The organism is Bacillus sp. DWP3-1, assembly GCF_049896565.1.
Classification (GTDB): Bacteria; Bacillota; Bacilli; order Bacillales; family Bacillaceae; genus Bacillus.
The window spans coordinates 221,155-238,264 of sequence record NZ_JAFCUN010000003.1 but is presented as its reverse complement, the minus strand read 5'-3'; the positions used below and the strand labels follow the sequence as shown (position 1 = coordinate 238,264).

At 42.6% G+C, this 17,110-nt stretch carries 18 protein-coding genes; 5 read left to right on the top strand and 13 right to left on the bottom strand.

The annotated features are described in order from the left end of the window. Positions 1–20: 20 nt before the first annotated feature. A complete protein-coding gene (locus ACP7A0_RS08845; RefSeq protein ID WP_106030477.1) occupies positions 21–899 on the top strand; it encodes a TetR/AcrR family transcriptional regulator in 879 nt (292 codons plus the stop codon). Positions 900–977: 78 nt separating this feature from the next. Here the strand turns inward: ACP7A0_RS08845 and fumC are convergent, their stop codons facing one another. Both fumC and ACP7A0_RS08835 read right to left on the bottom strand, forming a co-directional pair. Beyond that, positions 978–2,372: a class II fumarate hydratase gene (gene fumC / locus ACP7A0_RS08840; protein ID WP_375566311.1), complete on the bottom strand. Its 1,395-nt coding sequence runs from the start codon at positions 2,370–2,372 to the stop codon at positions 978–980. Positions 2,373–2,461: 89 nt separating this feature from the next. After that, entirely contained in the window at positions 2,462–2,629 is a 168-nt protein-coding gene (locus ACP7A0_RS08835; RefSeq protein WP_003213147.1) for a YvzF family protein, read from the bottom strand. 113 nt (positions 2,630–2,742) lie between these two features. Here ACP7A0_RS08835 and ACP7A0_RS08830 point away from each other — a divergent pair, with 113 nt between their 5' ends. The 4 genes from ACP7A0_RS08830 to ACP7A0_RS08815 are packed head-to-tail and all read left to right on the top strand — an operon-like array spanning position 2,743 to position 6,772. Continuing rightward, positions 2,743–4,167, top strand: coding sequence for a spore germination protein (locus ACP7A0_RS08830; protein ID WP_034659932.1), 1,425 nt, complete (start codon positions 2,743–2,745; stop codon positions 4,165–4,167). Beyond that, entirely contained in the window at positions 4,154–5,248 is a 1,095-nt protein-coding gene (locus ACP7A0_RS08825; protein ID WP_034659933.1) for a GerAB/ArcD/ProY family transporter, read from the top strand. The genes ACP7A0_RS08830 and ACP7A0_RS08825 overlap by 14 nt, the downstream gene beginning before the upstream one ends. Next, entirely contained in the window at positions 5,245–6,363 is a 1,119-nt protein-coding gene (locus tag ACP7A0_RS08820) for a Ger(x)C family spore germination protein (RefSeq protein WP_426004871.1), read from the top strand. The genes ACP7A0_RS08825 and ACP7A0_RS08820 overlap by 4 nt, the downstream gene beginning before the upstream one ends. A 40-nt stretch (positions 6,364–6,403) precedes the next feature. Beyond that, positions 6,404–6,772: a hypothetical protein gene (locus ACP7A0_RS08815; protein ID WP_034659936.1), complete on the top strand. Its 369-nt coding sequence runs from the start codon at positions 6,404–6,406 to the stop codon at positions 6,770–6,772. Between the two features lie 47 nt (positions 6,773–6,819). On the opposite strand, the gene ACP7A0_RS08810 is transcribed toward ACP7A0_RS08815, so the two are convergent. The 11 genes from ACP7A0_RS08810 to ACP7A0_RS08760 form a co-directional block, all read right to left on the bottom strand. Next, positions 6,820–7,455 (bottom strand): response regulator, encoded by a 636-nt coding sequence (locus tag ACP7A0_RS08810; RefSeq protein WP_034659937.1) that lies wholly within the window; start codon positions 7,453–7,455, stop codon positions 6,820–6,822. After that, positions 7,452–8,516 (bottom strand): two-component system sensor histidine kinase LiaS, encoded by a 1,065-nt coding sequence (gene liaS, locus ACP7A0_RS08805; protein WP_034659938.1) that lies wholly within the window; start codon positions 8,514–8,516, stop codon positions 7,452–7,454. The genes ACP7A0_RS08810 and liaS overlap by 4 nt, the downstream gene beginning before the upstream one ends. Continuing rightward, complete coding sequence (liaF, locus tag ACP7A0_RS08800) at positions 8,513–9,304, bottom strand: cell wall-active antibiotics response protein LiaF (RefSeq protein ID WP_181185435.1); 792 nt, start codon at positions 9,302–9,304, stop codon at positions 8,513–8,515. The genes liaS and liaF overlap by 4 nt, the downstream gene beginning before the upstream one ends. A 3-nt stretch (positions 9,305–9,307) precedes the next feature. Beyond that, entirely contained in the window at positions 9,308–10,177 is an 870-nt protein-coding gene (liaG, locus tag ACP7A0_RS08795; protein ID WP_060597277.1) for a LiaG family protein, read from the bottom strand. Between the two features lie 111 nt (positions 10,178–10,288). Then, the gene (liaH, locus tag ACP7A0_RS08790; RefSeq protein WP_060597278.1) at positions 10,289–10,951 is read right to left on the bottom strand and encodes a stress responsive protein LiaH; all 663 of its coding nucleotides are present in this window, start codon (positions 10,949–10,951) and stop codon (positions 10,289–10,291) included. A 15-nt stretch (positions 10,952–10,966) separates the two neighbouring features. After that, positions 10,967–11,359, bottom strand: a complete 393-nt coding sequence (locus tag ACP7A0_RS08785; RefSeq protein WP_034659942.1) for a membrane protein — start codon at positions 11,357–11,359, stop codon at positions 10,967–10,969. Positions 11,360–11,575: 216 nt separating this feature from the next. Further along, positions 11,576–12,148 (bottom strand): cob(I)yrinic acid a,c-diamide adenosyltransferase, encoded by a 573-nt coding sequence (locus ACP7A0_RS08780; RefSeq protein WP_375566317.1) that lies wholly within the window; start codon positions 12,146–12,148, stop codon positions 11,576–11,578. 123 nt (positions 12,149–12,271) lie between these two features. Beyond that, positions 12,272–13,558: a heme ABC transporter ATP-binding protein gene (locus tag ACP7A0_RS08775; RefSeq protein WP_106030483.1), complete on the bottom strand. Its 1,287-nt coding sequence runs from the start codon at positions 13,556–13,558 to the stop codon at positions 12,272–12,274. Then, complete coding sequence (locus ACP7A0_RS08770) at positions 13,555–14,613, bottom strand: FecCD family ABC transporter permease (RefSeq protein WP_106030484.1); 1,059 nt, start codon at positions 14,611–14,613, stop codon at positions 13,555–13,557. The genes ACP7A0_RS08775 and ACP7A0_RS08770 overlap by 4 nt, the downstream gene beginning before the upstream one ends. Then, the gene (locus ACP7A0_RS08765) at positions 14,579–15,529 is read right to left on the bottom strand and encodes an ABC transporter substrate-binding protein (protein WP_060597282.1); all 951 of its coding nucleotides are present in this window, start codon (positions 15,527–15,529) and stop codon (positions 14,579–14,581) included. Before ACP7A0_RS08765 ends, ACP7A0_RS08770 begins: the two co-directional genes overlap by 35 nt. A 176-nt stretch (positions 15,530–15,705) precedes the next feature. After that, entirely contained in the window at positions 15,706–17,094 is a 1,389-nt protein-coding gene (locus tag ACP7A0_RS08760; RefSeq protein WP_106030485.1) for a glycoside hydrolase family 28 protein, read from the bottom strand. Positions 17,095–17,110: the final 16 nt, after the last annotated feature.

The following is a 17,110-nucleotide window of genomic DNA, read 5'->3' as shown; positions in this document are numbered from 1 at the left end:
AAGAAAGGATGACATTCATATTGAAAAAGAAAGAAAAAATGATCATTGAGGCCGGCATGAAATTGTTTGCCAGCAAAGGCTACAATACAACGTCTGTTCAGGAAATTGCGGATGAATGCCACATGTCAAAGGGTGCTTTTTATCTTTATTTCAAATCAAAGGAAGCACTGCTCATTTCAATCTTGCATTACTATTATGATAAGGTATTTACCCGGATTCATGAGGTTCAAACAGAGGGCGGCACACCAAAAGAAGCCTACCGCAAACAGCTCACTGTCTACTACGATAATATTTTGCAGCAAAAGGATTTTATTAAAATGCAACTGAGCGATCGAGCACTGCCAATGAATGAAGAAACGCAGCAGCTCGCAAAACAAATCAGACTTGCCACCATTCAGCTTCACATTGATAACATTAAGCAGGTATATGGAGATGCAGCGATTCCTTATATGGCTGATCTTTGTTTGACGATTGAGGGCATGAGCCACGTTTATTTCGAGCTTGCGATTTTATATGATTTTCAGCTGGAGGCTGAGGAGCTAGCTGCAACGATGATTCACCGTATCGATGATTTGATGGGCGGTATGATGGAGCGAAATGATTTTCCGCTCATATCTGTAGATCAAGCGAGCGATTGGTTTGGTCCTATTTACGAACGGTCATTCGACCCGCTGACAGAATCTCTTTTAAAAGAATTAAGAGAGCAGGCTGAAGCACACTATGAAGTGAAAGACGAGCCAGATTTATTTGAAGCGCTTGGCATTTTAGAAAATGAATTAAACAAACAAAAACCAAGACAAGTCATCGTAAAAGGCATGCTGTATCAATTAAAATTATACGCACCGCTCCAAACCAACTCTGAATCACTTTTGCGTATTTTGAAAGAGGATCATTTGTAGAACCCAGGGCAGTCCCTGGACTTTCATTTTGTTCGATACTCTCAAAGAAAAAAACCAGGGGCTGCTGCCCCTGGTTTCTTATTTTGCTTTCGGTGTCACCATTTCTTTTGGTTTCACAAACTCTTCAAATTGCTCTTCTGTTAAGAGCTCTAATTGAAGTGCTGCTTCTTTTAATGTTAAACCTTCTTTGTGAGCAAGCTTTGCAATTTTCGCTGCATTTTCATATCCGATGTGCGGGTTGAGTGCCGTCACAAGCATCAATGAATTGTTCAAGTTTTTCTCGATTGTTTCTAGGTTTGGTTCGATTCCAACTGCACACTTGTCATGGAATGAGTTCATGCCGTCAGCAAGTAATTCAACTGATTGTAAGAAGTTATAAATGATGACCGGCTTAAATACGTTCAGCTCAAAGTTTCCTTGGCTAGCGGCAAAACCGATTGTTGCATCATTCCCCATGATTTGTGCTGCAATCATTGTTAAAGCTTCACTTTGAGTTGGGTTGACTTTACCTGGCATAATGGAGCTTCCTGGTTCATTTTCAGGAATGATCAATTCACCAATTCCGCAGCGCGGACCACTTGCCAGCCATCTCACATCATTGGCAATTTTCATTAAATCAGCTGCAAGTGCTTTTAGGGCACCGTGTGCATACGTAATTTCATCATGGCTTGTCAGCGCATGGAATTTGTTTGGTGAAGAATTGAATGTTTGACCTGTCAGTTGGCTGATTTCCTCAGCGACATATTGTCCGAACTCAGGATGTGCGTTAATCCCTGTACCAACAGCTGTTCCGCCAATCGCAAGCTCTCTCATTTTTTCAGTTGATTCTAGAATCATTTCTTTTGAACGATCCAGCATGTACACCCAGCCGCTAATCTCTTGACCTACTGTCAGTGGTGTTGCGTCTTGTAAGTGCGTACGGCCGATTTTAACAATCTCTTGATACGCTTTTGCTTTCTCATCAAGAGTGGCTCTTAATTGATCAATCGCCGGCAATAATTTTTTATACACAGCTAAAACAGCTGCCACGTGCATAGCAGTTGGGAATGTGTCGTTTGAGCTTTGGCTGCGGTTGACGTCATCATTCGGATGAATGCTGAACTCACTATTTTTATCTTTCAAGTAAGCAGTTGCTCTATTTGCAACGACTTCGTTCATATTCATGTTACTTTGCGTTCCACTGCCTGTCTGCCATACAACAAGCGGGAAATGCTCGTCATACTTTCCGCTGATGATGTCATCACATACAGCAGCAATTGCTTTTGCTTTTTCGCTTTCAAGGTTGCCAAGACGTTCGTTGGCAATCGCTGTGCTACGTTTCAAAATTGCAAACGCATTCACAACTTCCTTTGGCATTTTCTCAGAACCGATTTTGAAATTTTCTTTGCTTCGTTGTGTTTGTGCACCCCAGAACTTGTCCTTTGGCACCTTGATTTCGCCCATTGTATCTTTTTCGATTCTAAATTCCGTCATTATGTATCCCTCCATAGCTTCTCATCACTCAACTCTATTCTATACAAAAAACCAAAATCCTTTAAGCGTTTTCAATTAAAATTTTATCTTTATTTTAATTTTAGTTCAATATAAACGCGGACATCTTTCGAATATTTGTATTTTGGGTTCGTTTTTCCGTAATCCTTTGATGTATATGTCACTTCATAATGCTTGTCAAACGACTGTAGAATACGGTCAATCTCCTCTTTTGTTCCTGCTAAACGAATTTGCGCCATCTTGTTTCCTCCAAAACCCTCATTCTTTCTTTTACCACAAAATAATGTAACACAGAATATTGTTTTTTCAAGCAGGTAATGCTAAGAAAAAGTTATTGAGGCGGGTGATCCTTTTGAATCAGACTCCATTGAAAGAGCACTTATACGATAATCTCTCCGTCATTCTCCCGCAATTAAAGGAAATGGACGATTTGGTTCATGAGAAAAAAACGCTGCCTCACGGGCAAGTCGTTTACTATTTATACATAAAAGAAATGAACGAAAAGATGGAGATTCAAACCTTTTTGAAGCTGCTTCTCCAAGATCATACGTCTCTCACAAAAGAGAAGCTGGAATCCAATTTATCGATGATGACCACACGTTCGGTGAAGACCTCTGAACAATTGGTCGATGCGATTTTTGAAGGGCATTGCGTGGTGCTCATTAATGGATTTCAGCATGCTTATATTTTAGAAACGCATGGAACGAAGAAACGCAGTTTAGGGGATGCTACCTCTGAAACAGTCGTGAGAGGACCAAAAATTGGCTTTATTGAAGATTTAAATACGAATTTAGCGCTTGTAAGACAGCGCTTGAAAAACCCCGATCTTAAAACCGTCGATATGAAGATTGGTCTACAGAAATACACTCAGGTGACCATCATGTACATCGACGGTATCGTTCAAGTGCCTGTTTTAAAGGAAGTCAAAAAACGGCTCAAGCAAGTCACCATTGATGATATACAAGACTCTGGTGTTCTTGAGGAGCTGATTGAAGACAATGTGTATTCTCCTTTTCCACAAATTCAAAACACAGAACGGCCGGATAAAGTGGCGTCTGCTTTAAATAATGGCCGGGTCGCCATCTTTGTCGATCATTCACCTTTTGTGTTAATTGTACCTGCATCCCTTGCGACGATTATGCAATCACCCGATGATTATTATGAAAGATGGATCGCCGCCTCTCTTATTCGTTTGCTGCGGTTTACCTCGATCTTTCTGACGTTATTTTTATCAGCCATTTATATTGCGCTTGTGTCGTTCCATCAAGGTCTTTTGCCAACCACTCTGGCTATTACGATCTCGAGCACAAGGGAAAATGTCCCGTTTTCACCCATTGTCGAGGCACTCATCATGGAGATAACCATTGAGCTGCTGCGAGAAGCTGGCTTAAGGCTGCCAAACCCGCTCGGTCAAACGATCGGACTTGTTGGCGGGGTTGTCATTGGACAGGCTGCCGTTCAGGCACATATTGTCAGCTCAATCATGGTGATTATCGTTAGTGTCATTGCACTTGCATCCTTTACTGTTCCTCAATATGGGATGGGCATGTCCTTTCGTGTGCTCCGCTTTGTGTCCATGTTTACTGCGGCTACCTTTGGTTTATATGGGATTGTGCTGTTTATGCTTGTACTCCTTACTCATCTCACGCGGCAAAAAAGTTTTGGCACGCCTTATTTCTCACCAGATTTTGTATTCAGCTATAAAAACGAAGACAATTCCATTATTCGATTGCCTTTAAAAAATCAAAAGAAAGGAGAACGACATGGTCAATCATAAAGAGTCGATTACCAGCTATCAGGCAAGTGCCATTATTGCCAATACAACACTAGGCGCAAGTATGATGATTCTACCAAGATCAATGGCTCAGGCTGCGGCTACACCTGACGGCTGGATTGCACTCTTACTCGTGAGTGTCATTTACATTGTGTTTATTTTTGCAAATGTCCTCATGATGAAAAAAGTCCCCTTCTCCTCTTATTATGATTATACGAACGAGGGGCTTGGAAAATGGATTGGCGCTCTTGCCAACCTCTTGATTATTATTTATTTTCTTGGCGTCGCCAGCTATGAAGTACGAGCGATGTCGGAAATGGTGAAATTCTTTCTGCTTCAAAACACGCCTGTAGCGGTGACAATGATCAGCTTTATTATAGTTGGTTTTTATCTTGTGATTGGCGGGATTGGTGATTTAGCCAGGCTTTTTCCTTTTATTTTGATTGTGACGCTCATCATCTTATTTGTCGCTTACGGACTTAGCTTGCAAGAATTTAAGTTAGATAACCTCCGGCCCGTTTTAGGAGAGGGGTTCTCCCCTGTCTTCAATTCCTTTAATGCATCAGCCATATCGTTTGTCGGCATTGAAATGATGCTGTTTATGCCTGCTTATATGAACACGCAAAAACACACTTTTGCTTATGGAACAGTCGGCTTTTTGATTCCTGCGATTATTTATATTTTCACTTATATTCTTGTGATAGGTGCGCTGACGGTCAAAGAAACGGCGGCTTTGACTTGGCCGACCATTGCCTTATTCCAATCGTTTGATATTCAGGGGATTTTTATTGAACGAATTGAATCATTTTTGCTTATCGTTTGGCTGGTTCAGCTGTATACAAGCTTTGTCGGATATACATTTTTTGCCGCAATCGGGGTATCCAGACTGACCAAGTTTCCTAAAAAGGTAGTCGTCGCTCTAATGGGAATTGTCATTTACTTTGCAGCGATTTTCCCAAAGGATGTCGATACAGTGCGAGATTATTTAACCTATGTGAACAACCTCTTTTTCCTGCTGTTCGGCATTCTCCCGTTTCTCTTATTTATAATCGTTTTTTTCAAAAGGAGGCGGAAAACAGCATGAAAAAGAAGGCAGCTTGTGCTCTTTTGATGCTGGTTCTATTAAGTGGTTGCTGGGATAGTACAAATATTGAGGAGCTCAACATGGCGATTGGGTTTGCAGTAGATAAAGGGGACCAAGGACATAAATTAAAGGTGTCTATGCAAGTCCTCGTTCCTCAAAAGATTGATCAGGAAGCAAGCGTCAAAGACCCTACGAAAATCATTGAAACAAGCGGGGATTCTATGCATCAAATTTTCCGCACAACGGCGCTGAAAAGCCACCGCATTTTCGCCCAGCAGCTAAGGGTGTATTTGTTTTCTGAGGAGCTCATCAATGAGAATAATTTCGACCTCGTCATTAATCAATTCATTCGAGACAATGAAACGCGGAGAGGAAGCCTCGTCTTTATGACCTCTGAGAAACCTGGGGACATGCTGAAAATCAATGACGACGGACAGCCAGCCTCTTCGACCTTATACGATCTTTCAGAAAACAGAAAAACGACCATTTCCATGTTCAAGACGGTCTCATTAGGAGATATTTCTTCTGCCATGCAAAACAATGTATCCTTTGCTCTTCCGAAAGTCAGCGTCGATCAAGGAAAATTAATGATCGACGGTGCCTCTATTATTAAGAATAGACGATTTCTCACCAATATCTCTCCGTCAGCAGTGGAGTCATACAATTTGTTAACTGGGGACGGAGAAGGCGGAGTCATACAATTTGAATATGATCACAGCCTCTACTCTTTTGAGATTTTCAAAATCAAGCACCATATCAAAACCCATAAATCAGCCAGTGGAAAATATCAATTTGATGTGTCAGTGGATCTTGATGGGCGATTGTCTGAGGATTGGAATGAACGCGAAAACGCTTTTAATGAAAAGTATCTCAGAGAAATTGAAGGCTTTGTCAAGCGTCGATTAGAGAAAAACGTAAAGGATTTCATCGGAGAATTACAGCATGAGATTAAAGCAGATATTTGCGGGTTTTATCAAAAGGCGAGTATTGCCTACCCAAAGGACTTTCGAAAAGAAGCAAAACATTGGGATGAGATTTTTAGTGAATCAGATATTCGTTACAAAGCAAATGTGAAAATCCGTGACTTCGGGACTAAGGGCGCAACACAATCCTGATAGAGTATGTTAAAATGGTAAGAAAAAAAGGGTGTCAATCATGAAACGAGCTTTACTTTCGGCCGGCATTCTATTTTTGATTCTAGGAATACTCCTGTTAGTCGTTGTATTCATGCAATCAAAAGAAGATTTCTTCATTGAAGCCGACAGCTTTTCGAGCACATTTTTGATCGTGATTTATTATGGACAAACCCCTGCGCTCCTTCTTATTGGAGGCGGTTTATTCGTCGGACTTTCACAGATCATTGGTTTGCAGGAGAAAAAAGCAGCAGTGGCAAAGGAGAGCGTACAGCTATTATCCGAGATGAAGAAAGCCCTAGAAGACAAATCGGCCGAGGAGCAGGAGGCTTTTCCAGTTCCTGAGCTCCATCAACTATCCGAACGTCCGATCACAGGACAGAAGGACTAATTTTACGCATGTTCTAGCAGCTTTCATTTGAAAGCTGTTTTTTTATTTTATTGAATCAGCTTATGACGATGCGCATACACAGCCGCTTGCGTCCGGTCTTCTACATCGAGTTTGGAAAGAATGTTGGTAATGTGTGTCTTCACTGTTTTAATTGTAATAAATAGTTCCTCGGCAATGACCTTATTCGATTTTCCATCCGCAATCAGCTTCAAGATTTCCATTTCTCTTGCTGTTAATGCATCATGAAGGATCGATCCATTTGAGGAATGACGGAGTTTATTCATGACCTTTCCAGCCACTTTTGATTCAAGTCTTGGTTCGCCGATACTTGCAGACCGAATGGCATCCGCAATTTCTCCTGCCTTGGATGTTTTTAATAAATAGCTTAAAGCACCTGCTTCAATCACTGGATAGACTTTATCATCGTCAATAAAGCTCGTCAGAACAATAATTCGAGCATCTTCAATTTCCTGACAAATTCTTTTCGTTGCTTCGATGCCATCCATTCCTTCCATGACAAGATCCATTAAAATCACATCTGGCTTTAATTCAACCGCAAGCTCTACACCTTTTTGTCCATCTGACGCTTCACCAATGACTTCAATATCAGCCTGCGCCTCTAAAAAGGCAGCAAGCCCCATTCTCACCATTTCGTGATCGTCGATTAAAAGTACTCGAATCATCGAACGTTCTCTCCTTTTCCTTCATCAAAAATGGGGACCTTCACATCGATTTGTGTTCCTTTTCCCTCAAATGACATAATCTCTGCGACACCGCCTACTTCACTTGTTCTTTCACGAATCGATTCAAGTCCGTAGGAAGCTGTCTTCACATGATCTGTTTGAAAACCGATCCCATTGTCGATAATCTTCAGCTGCACCTGCCGATTTCGAATGAGCAGACGTACCGTCACCTTTGTCGCCTTTGCATGCCTGAACACATTTGATAGGGCTTCCTGTACAATTCGGAAGAGGTGATCCTCTACTCCTTTAGACAGCGGAACATCATCTTCTATTTCCCAATCAATATCAATCGGCTGCTTTGCTTGAAATTCATTTAGGAGTTCAATCAAGCCTTTTTTCAAGTCTTTTCCTTCAAGGGTGATCGGTCTTAGATGAAGCAAAAGCGCACGCATTTCATTTTGTGCATCGCCAGCCATTCGTTCGACTAGGCGCATTTGCTTTAAAATCTTTTCATCCTTTTCCTTCATGCCTTCAAGAATCGCAGAGGTCATCATCGAAATCGCAAACAACTGCTGGCTGACCGCATCATGCAGTTCTCGTGCTAGACGCTGACGTTCTTCTGAAACGACGGATTTCTTCATTTGCACCTGCCATTCAGCCCGTTCATTCGAGAGCTTTTGCAAAGAAGCTACTTGCCCTTCAACTCGTTTCGCCATTTCATTTAATTGATCTGCCGCTAAGCCAATTTCATCGTCGCCAAGAGACGGCAGTCTGTATGCAAAGTTCCCATTTTCAAACTTTAAAATCGACTCTACAAGCTGATCGAGACGCTTCTTATGCTGATAGCCAAATACATGCGAGGCAGAAACCCCAATGACAAGACTAATGATCAGTAAAATACAAAAAAACGGAATGCCGAACCAGCGGGTAGAGAGGAGAATCATCGGATCAAGCTGATAATAAAAAAACATGGGCAGCATCGTCATGATGACAACACCAAGCGAGATCCCTACTCCAAGACGAATAGATTGCCACTGGATACCTAGATGGAGTTTCCTCATAAGTATCTCACATCCACATCTCCAATCAGTAAAGAGATGGAGATTTTCACTTTTCGTTTGCTCTCATCGTAATTGTTGGTCATCACATACACTTTACTGCCGAATCCGCTTCTTTTTTCATCAATAATTTTCATATCACCAATTGCAGCTGAAGCACTCACACATACTTCAATATCCTGCGGTACGTAAATATCCACATCTCCGATGAGCCCGCTAATCACGATCGTGCTCTCTTCTTCTGCGATGATGGCCTTTGATAAGTCGATTTTGACATCCCCGATAAACCCTGAAATCGTCAAATCACTTAATTGAAACGGCTTTTTCATCAGCCTGACTTCACCGATAAAAAAGTCATGCTCTTTGCGCGGCTTTGTCTGGCTCTTTGTTTTCTTTTGGTCGCCCTCTTTTTCAAGATTGACTTTCAGCGAAGGCTTTCCATCGTCCGATGCTTCCTTTTTATCGACATCAAAAACGGGTTTGTTTTTCAATAAACGATAGCCGGCATATATCAAAAAGGCCGCAAATAAATATCCTGTGAGACTAAATGTAATATTGAGCAGAAATTTTAAAAAGAGAAAGCCGGCAAAAATATAGGAAACTGAACCGAGCCAACGTTTGGATCTTGAGTGCAGCCAATAGCCAGCCAGCGCAAAAAACACAGGCCAAAACAAATCGGCTCCGATCCCAATAATTTTGAGAAATAGATTAATACCAAAAATCACGACAATGATGCCTAAAATTTGATTCCTTGAAAAACGCAGTTGACTCGCCTCCTTCCTTTCTTCCATTCATTACCGCAGCTTTAAGTTTCCACTTGTCATTTCAATATCGACTAAGTGTGTTCCTTTTCCCCGCGTGCCTGTAAAGCCTCGTCCTTCACTATCCGCTTGATCAAAGTGATAGGAGTGATCGACACTTCCACTTGTTTTTTTCACCCGGACATTGAAATCTCCTTCATCCGGTAAATTAAATTTGGCACTGCCTGATGTCATATGAAAGGAGACAGGTGACGCAATGGTATCAAAACTTGCCGTTAATCTACCGCTTGTCATGCCTAGTTGCAGCTCCCCTTTGACATCTTTAATATCGGCACGTCCCGAGGTTGCCCCAATATCACTATTTTTCGCATCGATGTGAGACACGGAGAGTCTGCCCGATGTCGCTTTGATTTCTACATTTTTTGCTGAGAAATTCTCGGCTTTGAGGTTTCCGCTTGTTGATTTGAGCGTCACATCTTGAAGAGACAGCTTCCCTTCGCCATCCATCTCGCTGACCCCGCTTCCACCCGTAATCTTCACATTTTTATGATAATCTGTTGGAATTTTGACTAAGAGTTCTCCTTTTTCAAATGAGGAGAAAAACAAGAATCCTTTATTTTCAGCACGGACGTTGAATGTACTGCCTGTTTGGTCCGCATACATTTTCCCTTTCCCATTAACGACAATCACGGAAATATCGGAACGATTTTCAGGCTTTACCTTCACGCGAAACCCAGAAAGAGAGATATCTAATTGATCAATTTCATCTTTTTTCGCTGAAGCTGTTGTGACTGCTTTTTCACGGGAGAAACTCAAATGAAAGAGATCTTCATTTTTGAAAAGCATCCCAATCATTAAAAAGACACCTACAAGTATACAAATTAGACCGATTAACCGCTTCATTCGTACCATCCTTTTATCTTCTGACCTTTTCATTATAAGTAAAAGCGAAACAGAAAGAAATCAAATATCGGAAGAAAAATCCTGCTTTTCTTCCGATCTGACATCGATTCCTTAGTTTGCTTGCTGCTCAGGCTTCTTCTCCAGCTTGAGCTTCTGCCATTCTTTTTCAACCTCATCCGCATAGTCTAGATGAGCATATGCTCCTTGATCGGCAAATTGTGCATAGCTGCCCGCTTTTGTCTCCATTTCTTCGATACGGTTCTCCATTCGAAGAAATTCCTTATATGCACTTTCACTGTCTACTTTGTTCATGGATTCGTTCATATGCTGTTTTGCCTGTGCAGCATTTGCTCTTGCAATCAGAGCCTGCTTCTTGTCTTTAATATCACGCAGCTTCGTTTCTAACTGCTGCAATTGCTCTTTCAGCTCTTTCAATTGTTTCACAGAGTGCTGATAAGCTTCCTGATATTCCTGGTGCTTTTCTTCAAAATACTTCATTTCTGTGAGCGCTTTTCGTGCAAGTTCCTCTTCTCCCGCATGATATGCCAGCTCAGCCTGCTTCTTTCTTTTATCAGCAAATGCTTCTGTCTCTTCTGCTTTGTGCAGGAAGCCTTGTTGAATCGTTTGCTGTTTGATGATCGCATGTTTCGCTTTGGCAATATCGTCCTCCATATCACGAACGTACTGATTCAGCATGACACGCGGATTCTCCAATTTATCTAAGCCTTCATTGACCGTTGCAACAAACATATCTCTTACTCTTCTGAATACCATTTGATATTCCTCCTCTTATTTTTTCTTTAAAAAGTCTTCCCATTCTTGATCAAATGACGTATGAATAGGTTCTTCCATTTTCGGTGCCGTGTTTGGCTCCATATATGATCTGCTTGATGATTCTTTTGCCTGTTCACCATTGATCATCGTCCAGCCGAAGTAGAGAAGCCCCCCAGCCAATGCGATTCCAAGGATAAATGGCAGAGATTGCACAACAATCAGTACACCAATGACCGCTAGAATGACACCGAAGGTTTGACTGCCTTTCTCATATTTCTTTACACCTACATAGATGAGCCACGCCCCAATCAGAATCGGGATCAGCCCTCCTAGTGAACCACCGAAGAAGATGGATAGACCGACAAACATTAAAATCGAACCGATGATGGTTTTACTTGTTATTTTCATCTTCATGCCTCCTTTCTTGCTCCTTGCTTTTACTTTAGTCAAAAAAGAGAGCTGGCAAAACGTGTCGCAGATTGATCTTTCATTGCGACCAGAGTCGTAACTTCGCTCAGACTAAGCGATAGAACCTAATAAAAAAGCACTCTTCTCATTCGAAGAGTGCTTCAGATTGTTGACAAAGGGCTAAAATGATCTTTATTTTAGCCCTTTGTCTTCTTTTCAGCGTGTAGACCGAAACACGTCTGCGCTTCGTTCATATTCAACATCAGCTTCACCGAGCCGATGATTCACGACTCGTGCGGCTGCAAATAAATAGTCGGATAGACGGTTCACATAGGTGAGTGTAACCGCTGGAATCTCCTCCTGCTTCGCAAGCGTCACAATATGCCTCTCTGCTCTTCTGACGACTGTCCGCGCCACATGTAAGAGAGCTGCTCCTTCCTGGCCGCCCGGTAAAATAAACTTTGTGAGAGGCGTGGCTTCTTCTACATAGATATCCATTCTTTGTTCAAGGACTGCCACTGATGCTTCAGTTAATTTGCCTTCTTTACGTGGTTTGACTGCTGCCAAATCACCGCCGCAGTCAAAGAGCTCGTGCTGTATCACAATCAGCTCTGACAAAATGTCTTGAAACAATTCTCCATGCTGACGTAAATGTGCATGTGCGAGTCCAATGAAGCTATTCGCCTCATCTAACGTGCCGTACGCCTCGACTCTTACATCATCTTTATCGGCTCTCCCGCCGATCAAGCCTGTTTGGCCTTGATCCCCTGTTTTTGTATAAAGTTTCATCGGTGTCCCTCCTTGTCTATTGCTTTGTCCTTTTAGTATAACCTGAAGTGCAAAGGATGTATTTGTTTAACTAAAGCACTGTGATTTTCATCGCATCATAAACAAAAAAGCGAACCCTTTGGTTCACTTTTGAATGGCATTCAATGTATAAAGAAGACGGTGCACTTTCTGTTTTAATCTTTCATGTAAATGCTCATCATCTTCTGTTTCTTGCATACCCGCAGCAGCGATACAAAGATGATGAATGGACATGCTCGTCTCCTGTTTAATCATGTGGACAAGCTGCCCCATGAGCTGAACAGACGATCCGTCTGATAAAGATTCTTTCAGTACAAGCCAAATGGTCAGCTCTTCTTGATGACGCATGCCGTAAAGCACCATGTCGTTTTCTGTGTCTTCAGCAGCAAATTGGTTTGGTCCACTCGTTTGGTCGTAAAACAATATTCCTTCACGATCATCCAGCTCGTCACGAAGTATCTCCGTTCCTGTTCCGAGAGATCTTTTCCAAAAGAAGCCGCCCCTTTTCTGATGTGAGGAAAGGACGCGGAGCGGCTGTTTGAGGGAAAACGTCATTCCTTCTGAGCCATACGTTTTCCAGCCATCCGCTAACTTTGCATTTGATGCTATAGAAGCCCCCGCAGGCTCAATGATCAGCTGAGGGTTTGCTCTTCGCGGGTGTTGGAGCGGTGTTACCTCTGTTTCATACACACGGTTGATTCGCTCAGGCGTCAAGACGTGATGCGGCAGTCCTATCATTTCCGTCTTTCCTTCATCAAGCAGCAGCAGCCGGTCACAATATAAACTGGCGATGTTCACATCATGAAACACGCCGATCACCGTTAGCCTAGAGGTAGTGGTCTCTTCTTTAATTAAATCAAGCAAGTCTTTTTGATAGGCCAAATCAAGAAAACTGGTTGGTTCATCCAGCAATAAATATTCAGGCTGCTGGGCTAATGCCTGTGCCAAGTACACACGCTGCTGTTCTCCCCCGCTCAACTCATGAATGGATTGATCCTTAAATTGTGCAACATCCGTTTGTTCCATTACTTTGTTTACGACCTGCATATCTTCTCGAGTAACAGATTGCAGCCATCCTTTTTGATATGGGTAACGACCGAATTGAACCGTTTCTTCCACTGTAAATGAGAAGGCTTGGTCCGTTTTCTGCGGTAGAACAGCCATTTTTTGCGCAAACGCCTTTGGACGGTAGGATTGAACCAATTGACCGCTCAGGCGTACCTCGCCACTCTCAGGTGCCAGCATCCCAGAAATCATTTTAAGCAAGGTCGACTTCCCGCTTCCATTTGGACCAAGTATACCGAGAAATTCTCCTTGCTTTACCTCAAGGCTGATGCCACGTATGACCTCTTTCTCTCCATATCCACCTCTGATTTCCTTCACTTGAATCATAGATGTGTCCCTCCTCTATATTTACGGATGAGGATGATACCGAATACAGGGGCACCAATTAACGCAGTAATGATGCCAATCGGTAATTCAGTCGGTTCAATGATCGTACGGGATAACACATCTGCTAAAACGAGAAAGGAAGCGCCGTTCAGCATAGACAAAGGCAGGAGGTGCCGGTGGTCTGTGATGGCTAAGAGGCGAATAAAATGCGGAATCACAAGTCCCACAAATCCGATCGTCCCTGACACCGCTACCGCACTACCAGTCAGAATTGAGCCAGCAAGCAGCACTATATATTTGCTCCTTTTCACATGTACACCTAATAGCTGTGCCTTCTCCTCGCCATACGTCATGACATTCAAATCTCGTCCCATCAGCATTAATGCAAAGGTCCCCACAAGAAAGAAAGGAAGGAAAAGCGCAATATAGCGCCAGCCCCTCATGGACACACTGCCGAGAAGCCAATGAATAATCTCTTTTAGATCATCACCTGTTAAAGCAATCATCAATGATATAAGCGCACCCAAAAAAGAGCTAAAAATCACCCCTGTTAAAATTAAAGAAGAGATGCTCATCCCCCGATGAACAAGACGCGCAAAAAAGAGGACGAGACATAGGGTCACAAGCGCTGTTGTCATACTGAAAAAAGGCAGTGTGAAACTGCCGAGCAAAGGGAGCTGCAAGCTGAAAAATAGTGTCGCGACGGCTCCAACTGATGCCCCTTGAGATACACCTAGCGTATATGGGTCAGCGAGAGGATTTTTTAATAAACCTTGAAAGGCTGCACCTGATAACGCCAGCGCTGCTCCGACTAGTGCCGCTAATATCACTCTCGGCAGCCGGATATTCATCATAATATTGCGATCAATTGAATCTATTGTGCCAATCTGCACCCCGAATAGTTCATGAACAAATATACGGAGAATAGAAGGAATGGGAATCCCTAAGCTTCCAAAGGAGATTCCCATTCCAATGCTCACCACAAGAAGTAAAACACTTAGTGTGTATGCGATGATGAATTTATTTGAACGTGTCAGGATAGATGCTTTTCGCAAGAGCCTCGACTCCTTCAACCAATCGCGGTCCCGGTCTTGATGCGAGATCCGTATTCAATTGAAAGACTTGTTTTTCCTTCACTGCTTTGATCGCATTCCAGCCGTCTCTCTTTTTCAGATCAGCTAAGCTGGAACCATCAATTGTGACGATCACATCAGGATTTCGTTTGATAATCGCTTCTTCTGTCATTTGCACCCAGCCAGTTTGATCGCCAGCAGCATTTTTCGCATGGATAACAGAAAGCATTTCGTCCATAAATGTATTTGTACCTGTTGTATAGATTTCAGGCGCACCTGATACTTCGACAAAGACTGTTTTTTGTTCGTCTTTGGAGATCGCCTCTGCTTGTTTCTTGATGTCATTCAATTTTGTTTTCATCTCATCTACAAGCTTTGTTGATGCTTCTTTTACACCTGTTGCTTCACCGATCAAATTGATCGATTTGTACACATCCTTAAAGGAGGTGGCATCATTTACAGTCAGTACTTGAATTCCTGCATCTTCAAGCTGTTTAAATCCATCTTTTGATCCCATCTGCGATGCATGAGCTAATACTAGATCAGGCTTTAAGGAAATGACCTTCTCGACATTGAATTCAAGTCCGCCAATCTTCTCTACCTTTTCAACTTCCTTTGGATAATTGTCAAAATCTGATCGTCCAACCATTTTATCGCCAAGACCAAGCGCATAGGCAACCTCTGTATTACTTGGAATTAATGAAACAATACGCTTAGGCTGCTCTTTGATTTCGACTGTTTTACCAGCTGCATCTTTAATCGAGACAGGAAATGCCGCAGCCGCTGTTTCGTTATTTTGTGAACTCTTTGCTTTATGGTCTGTCTCAGCACCTGCACATCCTGCTAAAACACCCATCACAAGCAATAGCGATAGCCAAATGGCCGTTAACTTTTTCATGAATGAACCCCCTGGTTTATGTACTGCTTGACGTCATCTCTTCCGTCAATTCTTTTCTAATTTCGGGAATATTATACTACAGTGCAGATAGGTTGTATATGTGATTTCTAAAAGCGTCTTTTTCGTTCTTACTAAAAGAAAAACAGCCTCCGAAAAGACTGTTTTTCACTCATCTATCAATTGATTTGTTCCCCATTGATGACGACTTTCTGAAAAGAAGGAGATACTGCATGCTCCAAAGAAAGTGGATACGTCACATGATCTATGACACAATTTTTCATGTTGAAGTGTGTAACGGGGGAATGTGAGTAGGCGGCTATTTTCACACCATATCGTCCGCCGCTGCTTTTCAGTCCTTCTACTTCAATATGACGCACAACAGGACGATGTGGACCCGCATCCCCTTCCTCATACATCATGTCGATACAGACCACTTCATGCTTTAAGCTTTTGACTGTGTTGTTTTTAAAGTAAATATGTTCAATGGTACCGCCTCTGACAGAGTTGGTTTTAATACGCAGTGCCCGGTCAAGGTTCGGACTATCCATTACATTATTCTCTGCATATACATACCTGACCCCGCCAGAGATTTCACTCCCGATCGTCACTCCGCCGTGTCCATCACGCATCTCATTTCTACGAATGACAATGTTTTCAGATGAAACCCCTATTCTCCGCCCGTCCTCGTTTCTGCCAGATTTGATGGCAATACAATCGTCTCCATTATCAAAATAACAATCTTCAATGAGCACATTCCGGCAAGACTCCGGATTAACACCATCTGTATTTGGTCCATGCCCGATGATATGGACTCCACGGACGATGACATTTTCACTTAGCACAGGATGAATTTGCCACATCGGTGAATCCTTCACTGTCACTCCTTCAATGAGAACTTGCTGGCATTGGTAGGGCTGGATAAAGCTTGACCTTAAATAATGGCCTTCTCCAAACACTCTTTCTTCTACTGGTATCCTCTTTTCAGCCATTTCAAATAGAAGCTGCCGATCCCGGTCCTGAGACGGCTGGCCATTCGTGCCATACTTCCAAGGCCACCAATGATGTTCATCCCCTCTGCCATCAAGCGTTCCAGCTCCTGTGATGGCGATATTTTCTGCATGGTGTGCATAAATGAGAGGTGAATAATTATAAAGCTCAATCCCTTCATATCTTGTCAGTACAATCGGCAGATAATCCTTTGGATCTTGGCTGAATGCCACATAGGCTTTCTCATGCAAATGCAGCTCTACATGACTCTTCAATTCTAGAGCACCTGTCACAAACGTCCCTTCTGGAATAAGCACACGTCCCCCTTTCAAACGGTGCGCATCATCAATCGCAGACTGGATAGCATCTGTTGAAAGCTCTATCCCTTTCCCATCTGCACCATAATGAACCACATTAAATTCACGATCAGGGAACAGCGGCGCTTTTATCTGCTTTAACACTTGATCGATTCCGTTTGCTTTTTTGTCTTTCTTCTCTTGCCTTGCTAAACGCATGAGTCCGATTCCTGTGAGTACCGTTCCTGCTGTGATATACATCAAATCCCGCATTTTAAACACGTTCTCATCCCCCAGT

Bases quoted from the DNA above. Each gene is read 5' to 3' on its own strand.
- fumC (WP_375566311.1), bottom strand. From the start codon at position 2,372: ATGACGGAATTTAGAATCGAAAAAGATACAATGGGCGAAATCAAGGTG.
- ACP7A0_RS08835 (WP_003213147.1), bottom strand. From the start codon at position 2,629: ATGGCGCAAATTCGTTTAGCAGGAACAAAAGAGGAGATTGACCGTATT.
- ACP7A0_RS08825 (WP_034659933.1), top strand. From the start codon at position 4,154: ATGGTCAATCATAAAGAGTCGATTACCAGCTATCAGGCAAGTGCCATT.
- ACP7A0_RS08820 (WP_426004871.1), top strand. From the start codon at position 5,245: ATGAAAAAGAAGGCAGCTTGTGCTCTTTTGATGCTGGTTCTATTAAGT.
- ACP7A0_RS08815 (WP_034659936.1), top strand. From the start codon at position 6,404: ATGAAACGAGCTTTACTTTCGGCCGGCATTCTATTTTTGATTCTAGGA.
- ACP7A0_RS08810 (WP_034659937.1), bottom strand. From the start codon at position 7,455: ATGATTCGAGTACTTTTAATCGACGATCACGAAATGGTGAGAATGGGG.
- liaS (WP_034659938.1), bottom strand. From the start codon at position 8,516: ATGAGGAAACTCCATCTAGGTATCCAGTGGCAATCTATTCGTCTTGGA.
- liaF (WP_181185435.1), bottom strand. From the start codon at position 9,304: ATGGAAGAAAGGAAGGAGGCGAGTCAACTGCGTTTTTCAAGGAATCAA.
- liaG (WP_060597277.1), bottom strand. From the start codon at position 10,177: ATGAAGCGGTTAATCGGTCTAATTTGTATACTTGTAGGTGTCTTTTTA.
- liaH (WP_060597278.1), bottom strand. From the start codon at position 10,951: ATGGTATTCAGAAGAGTAAGAGATATGTTTGTTGCAACGGTCAATGAA.
- ACP7A0_RS08785 (WP_034659942.1), bottom strand. From the start codon at position 11,359: ATGAAAATAACAAGTAAAACCATCATCGGTTCGATTTTAATGTTTGTC.
- ACP7A0_RS08780 (WP_375566317.1), bottom strand. From the start codon at position 12,148: ATGAAACTTTATACAAAAACAGGGGATCAAGGCCAAACAGGCTTGATC.
- ACP7A0_RS08775 (WP_106030483.1), bottom strand. From the start codon at position 13,558: ATGATTCAAGTGAAGGAAATCAGAGGTGGATATGGAGAGAAAGAGGTC.
- ACP7A0_RS08765 (WP_060597282.1), bottom strand. From the start codon at position 15,529: ATGAAAAAGTTAACGGCCATTTGGCTATCGCTATTGCTTGTGATGGGT.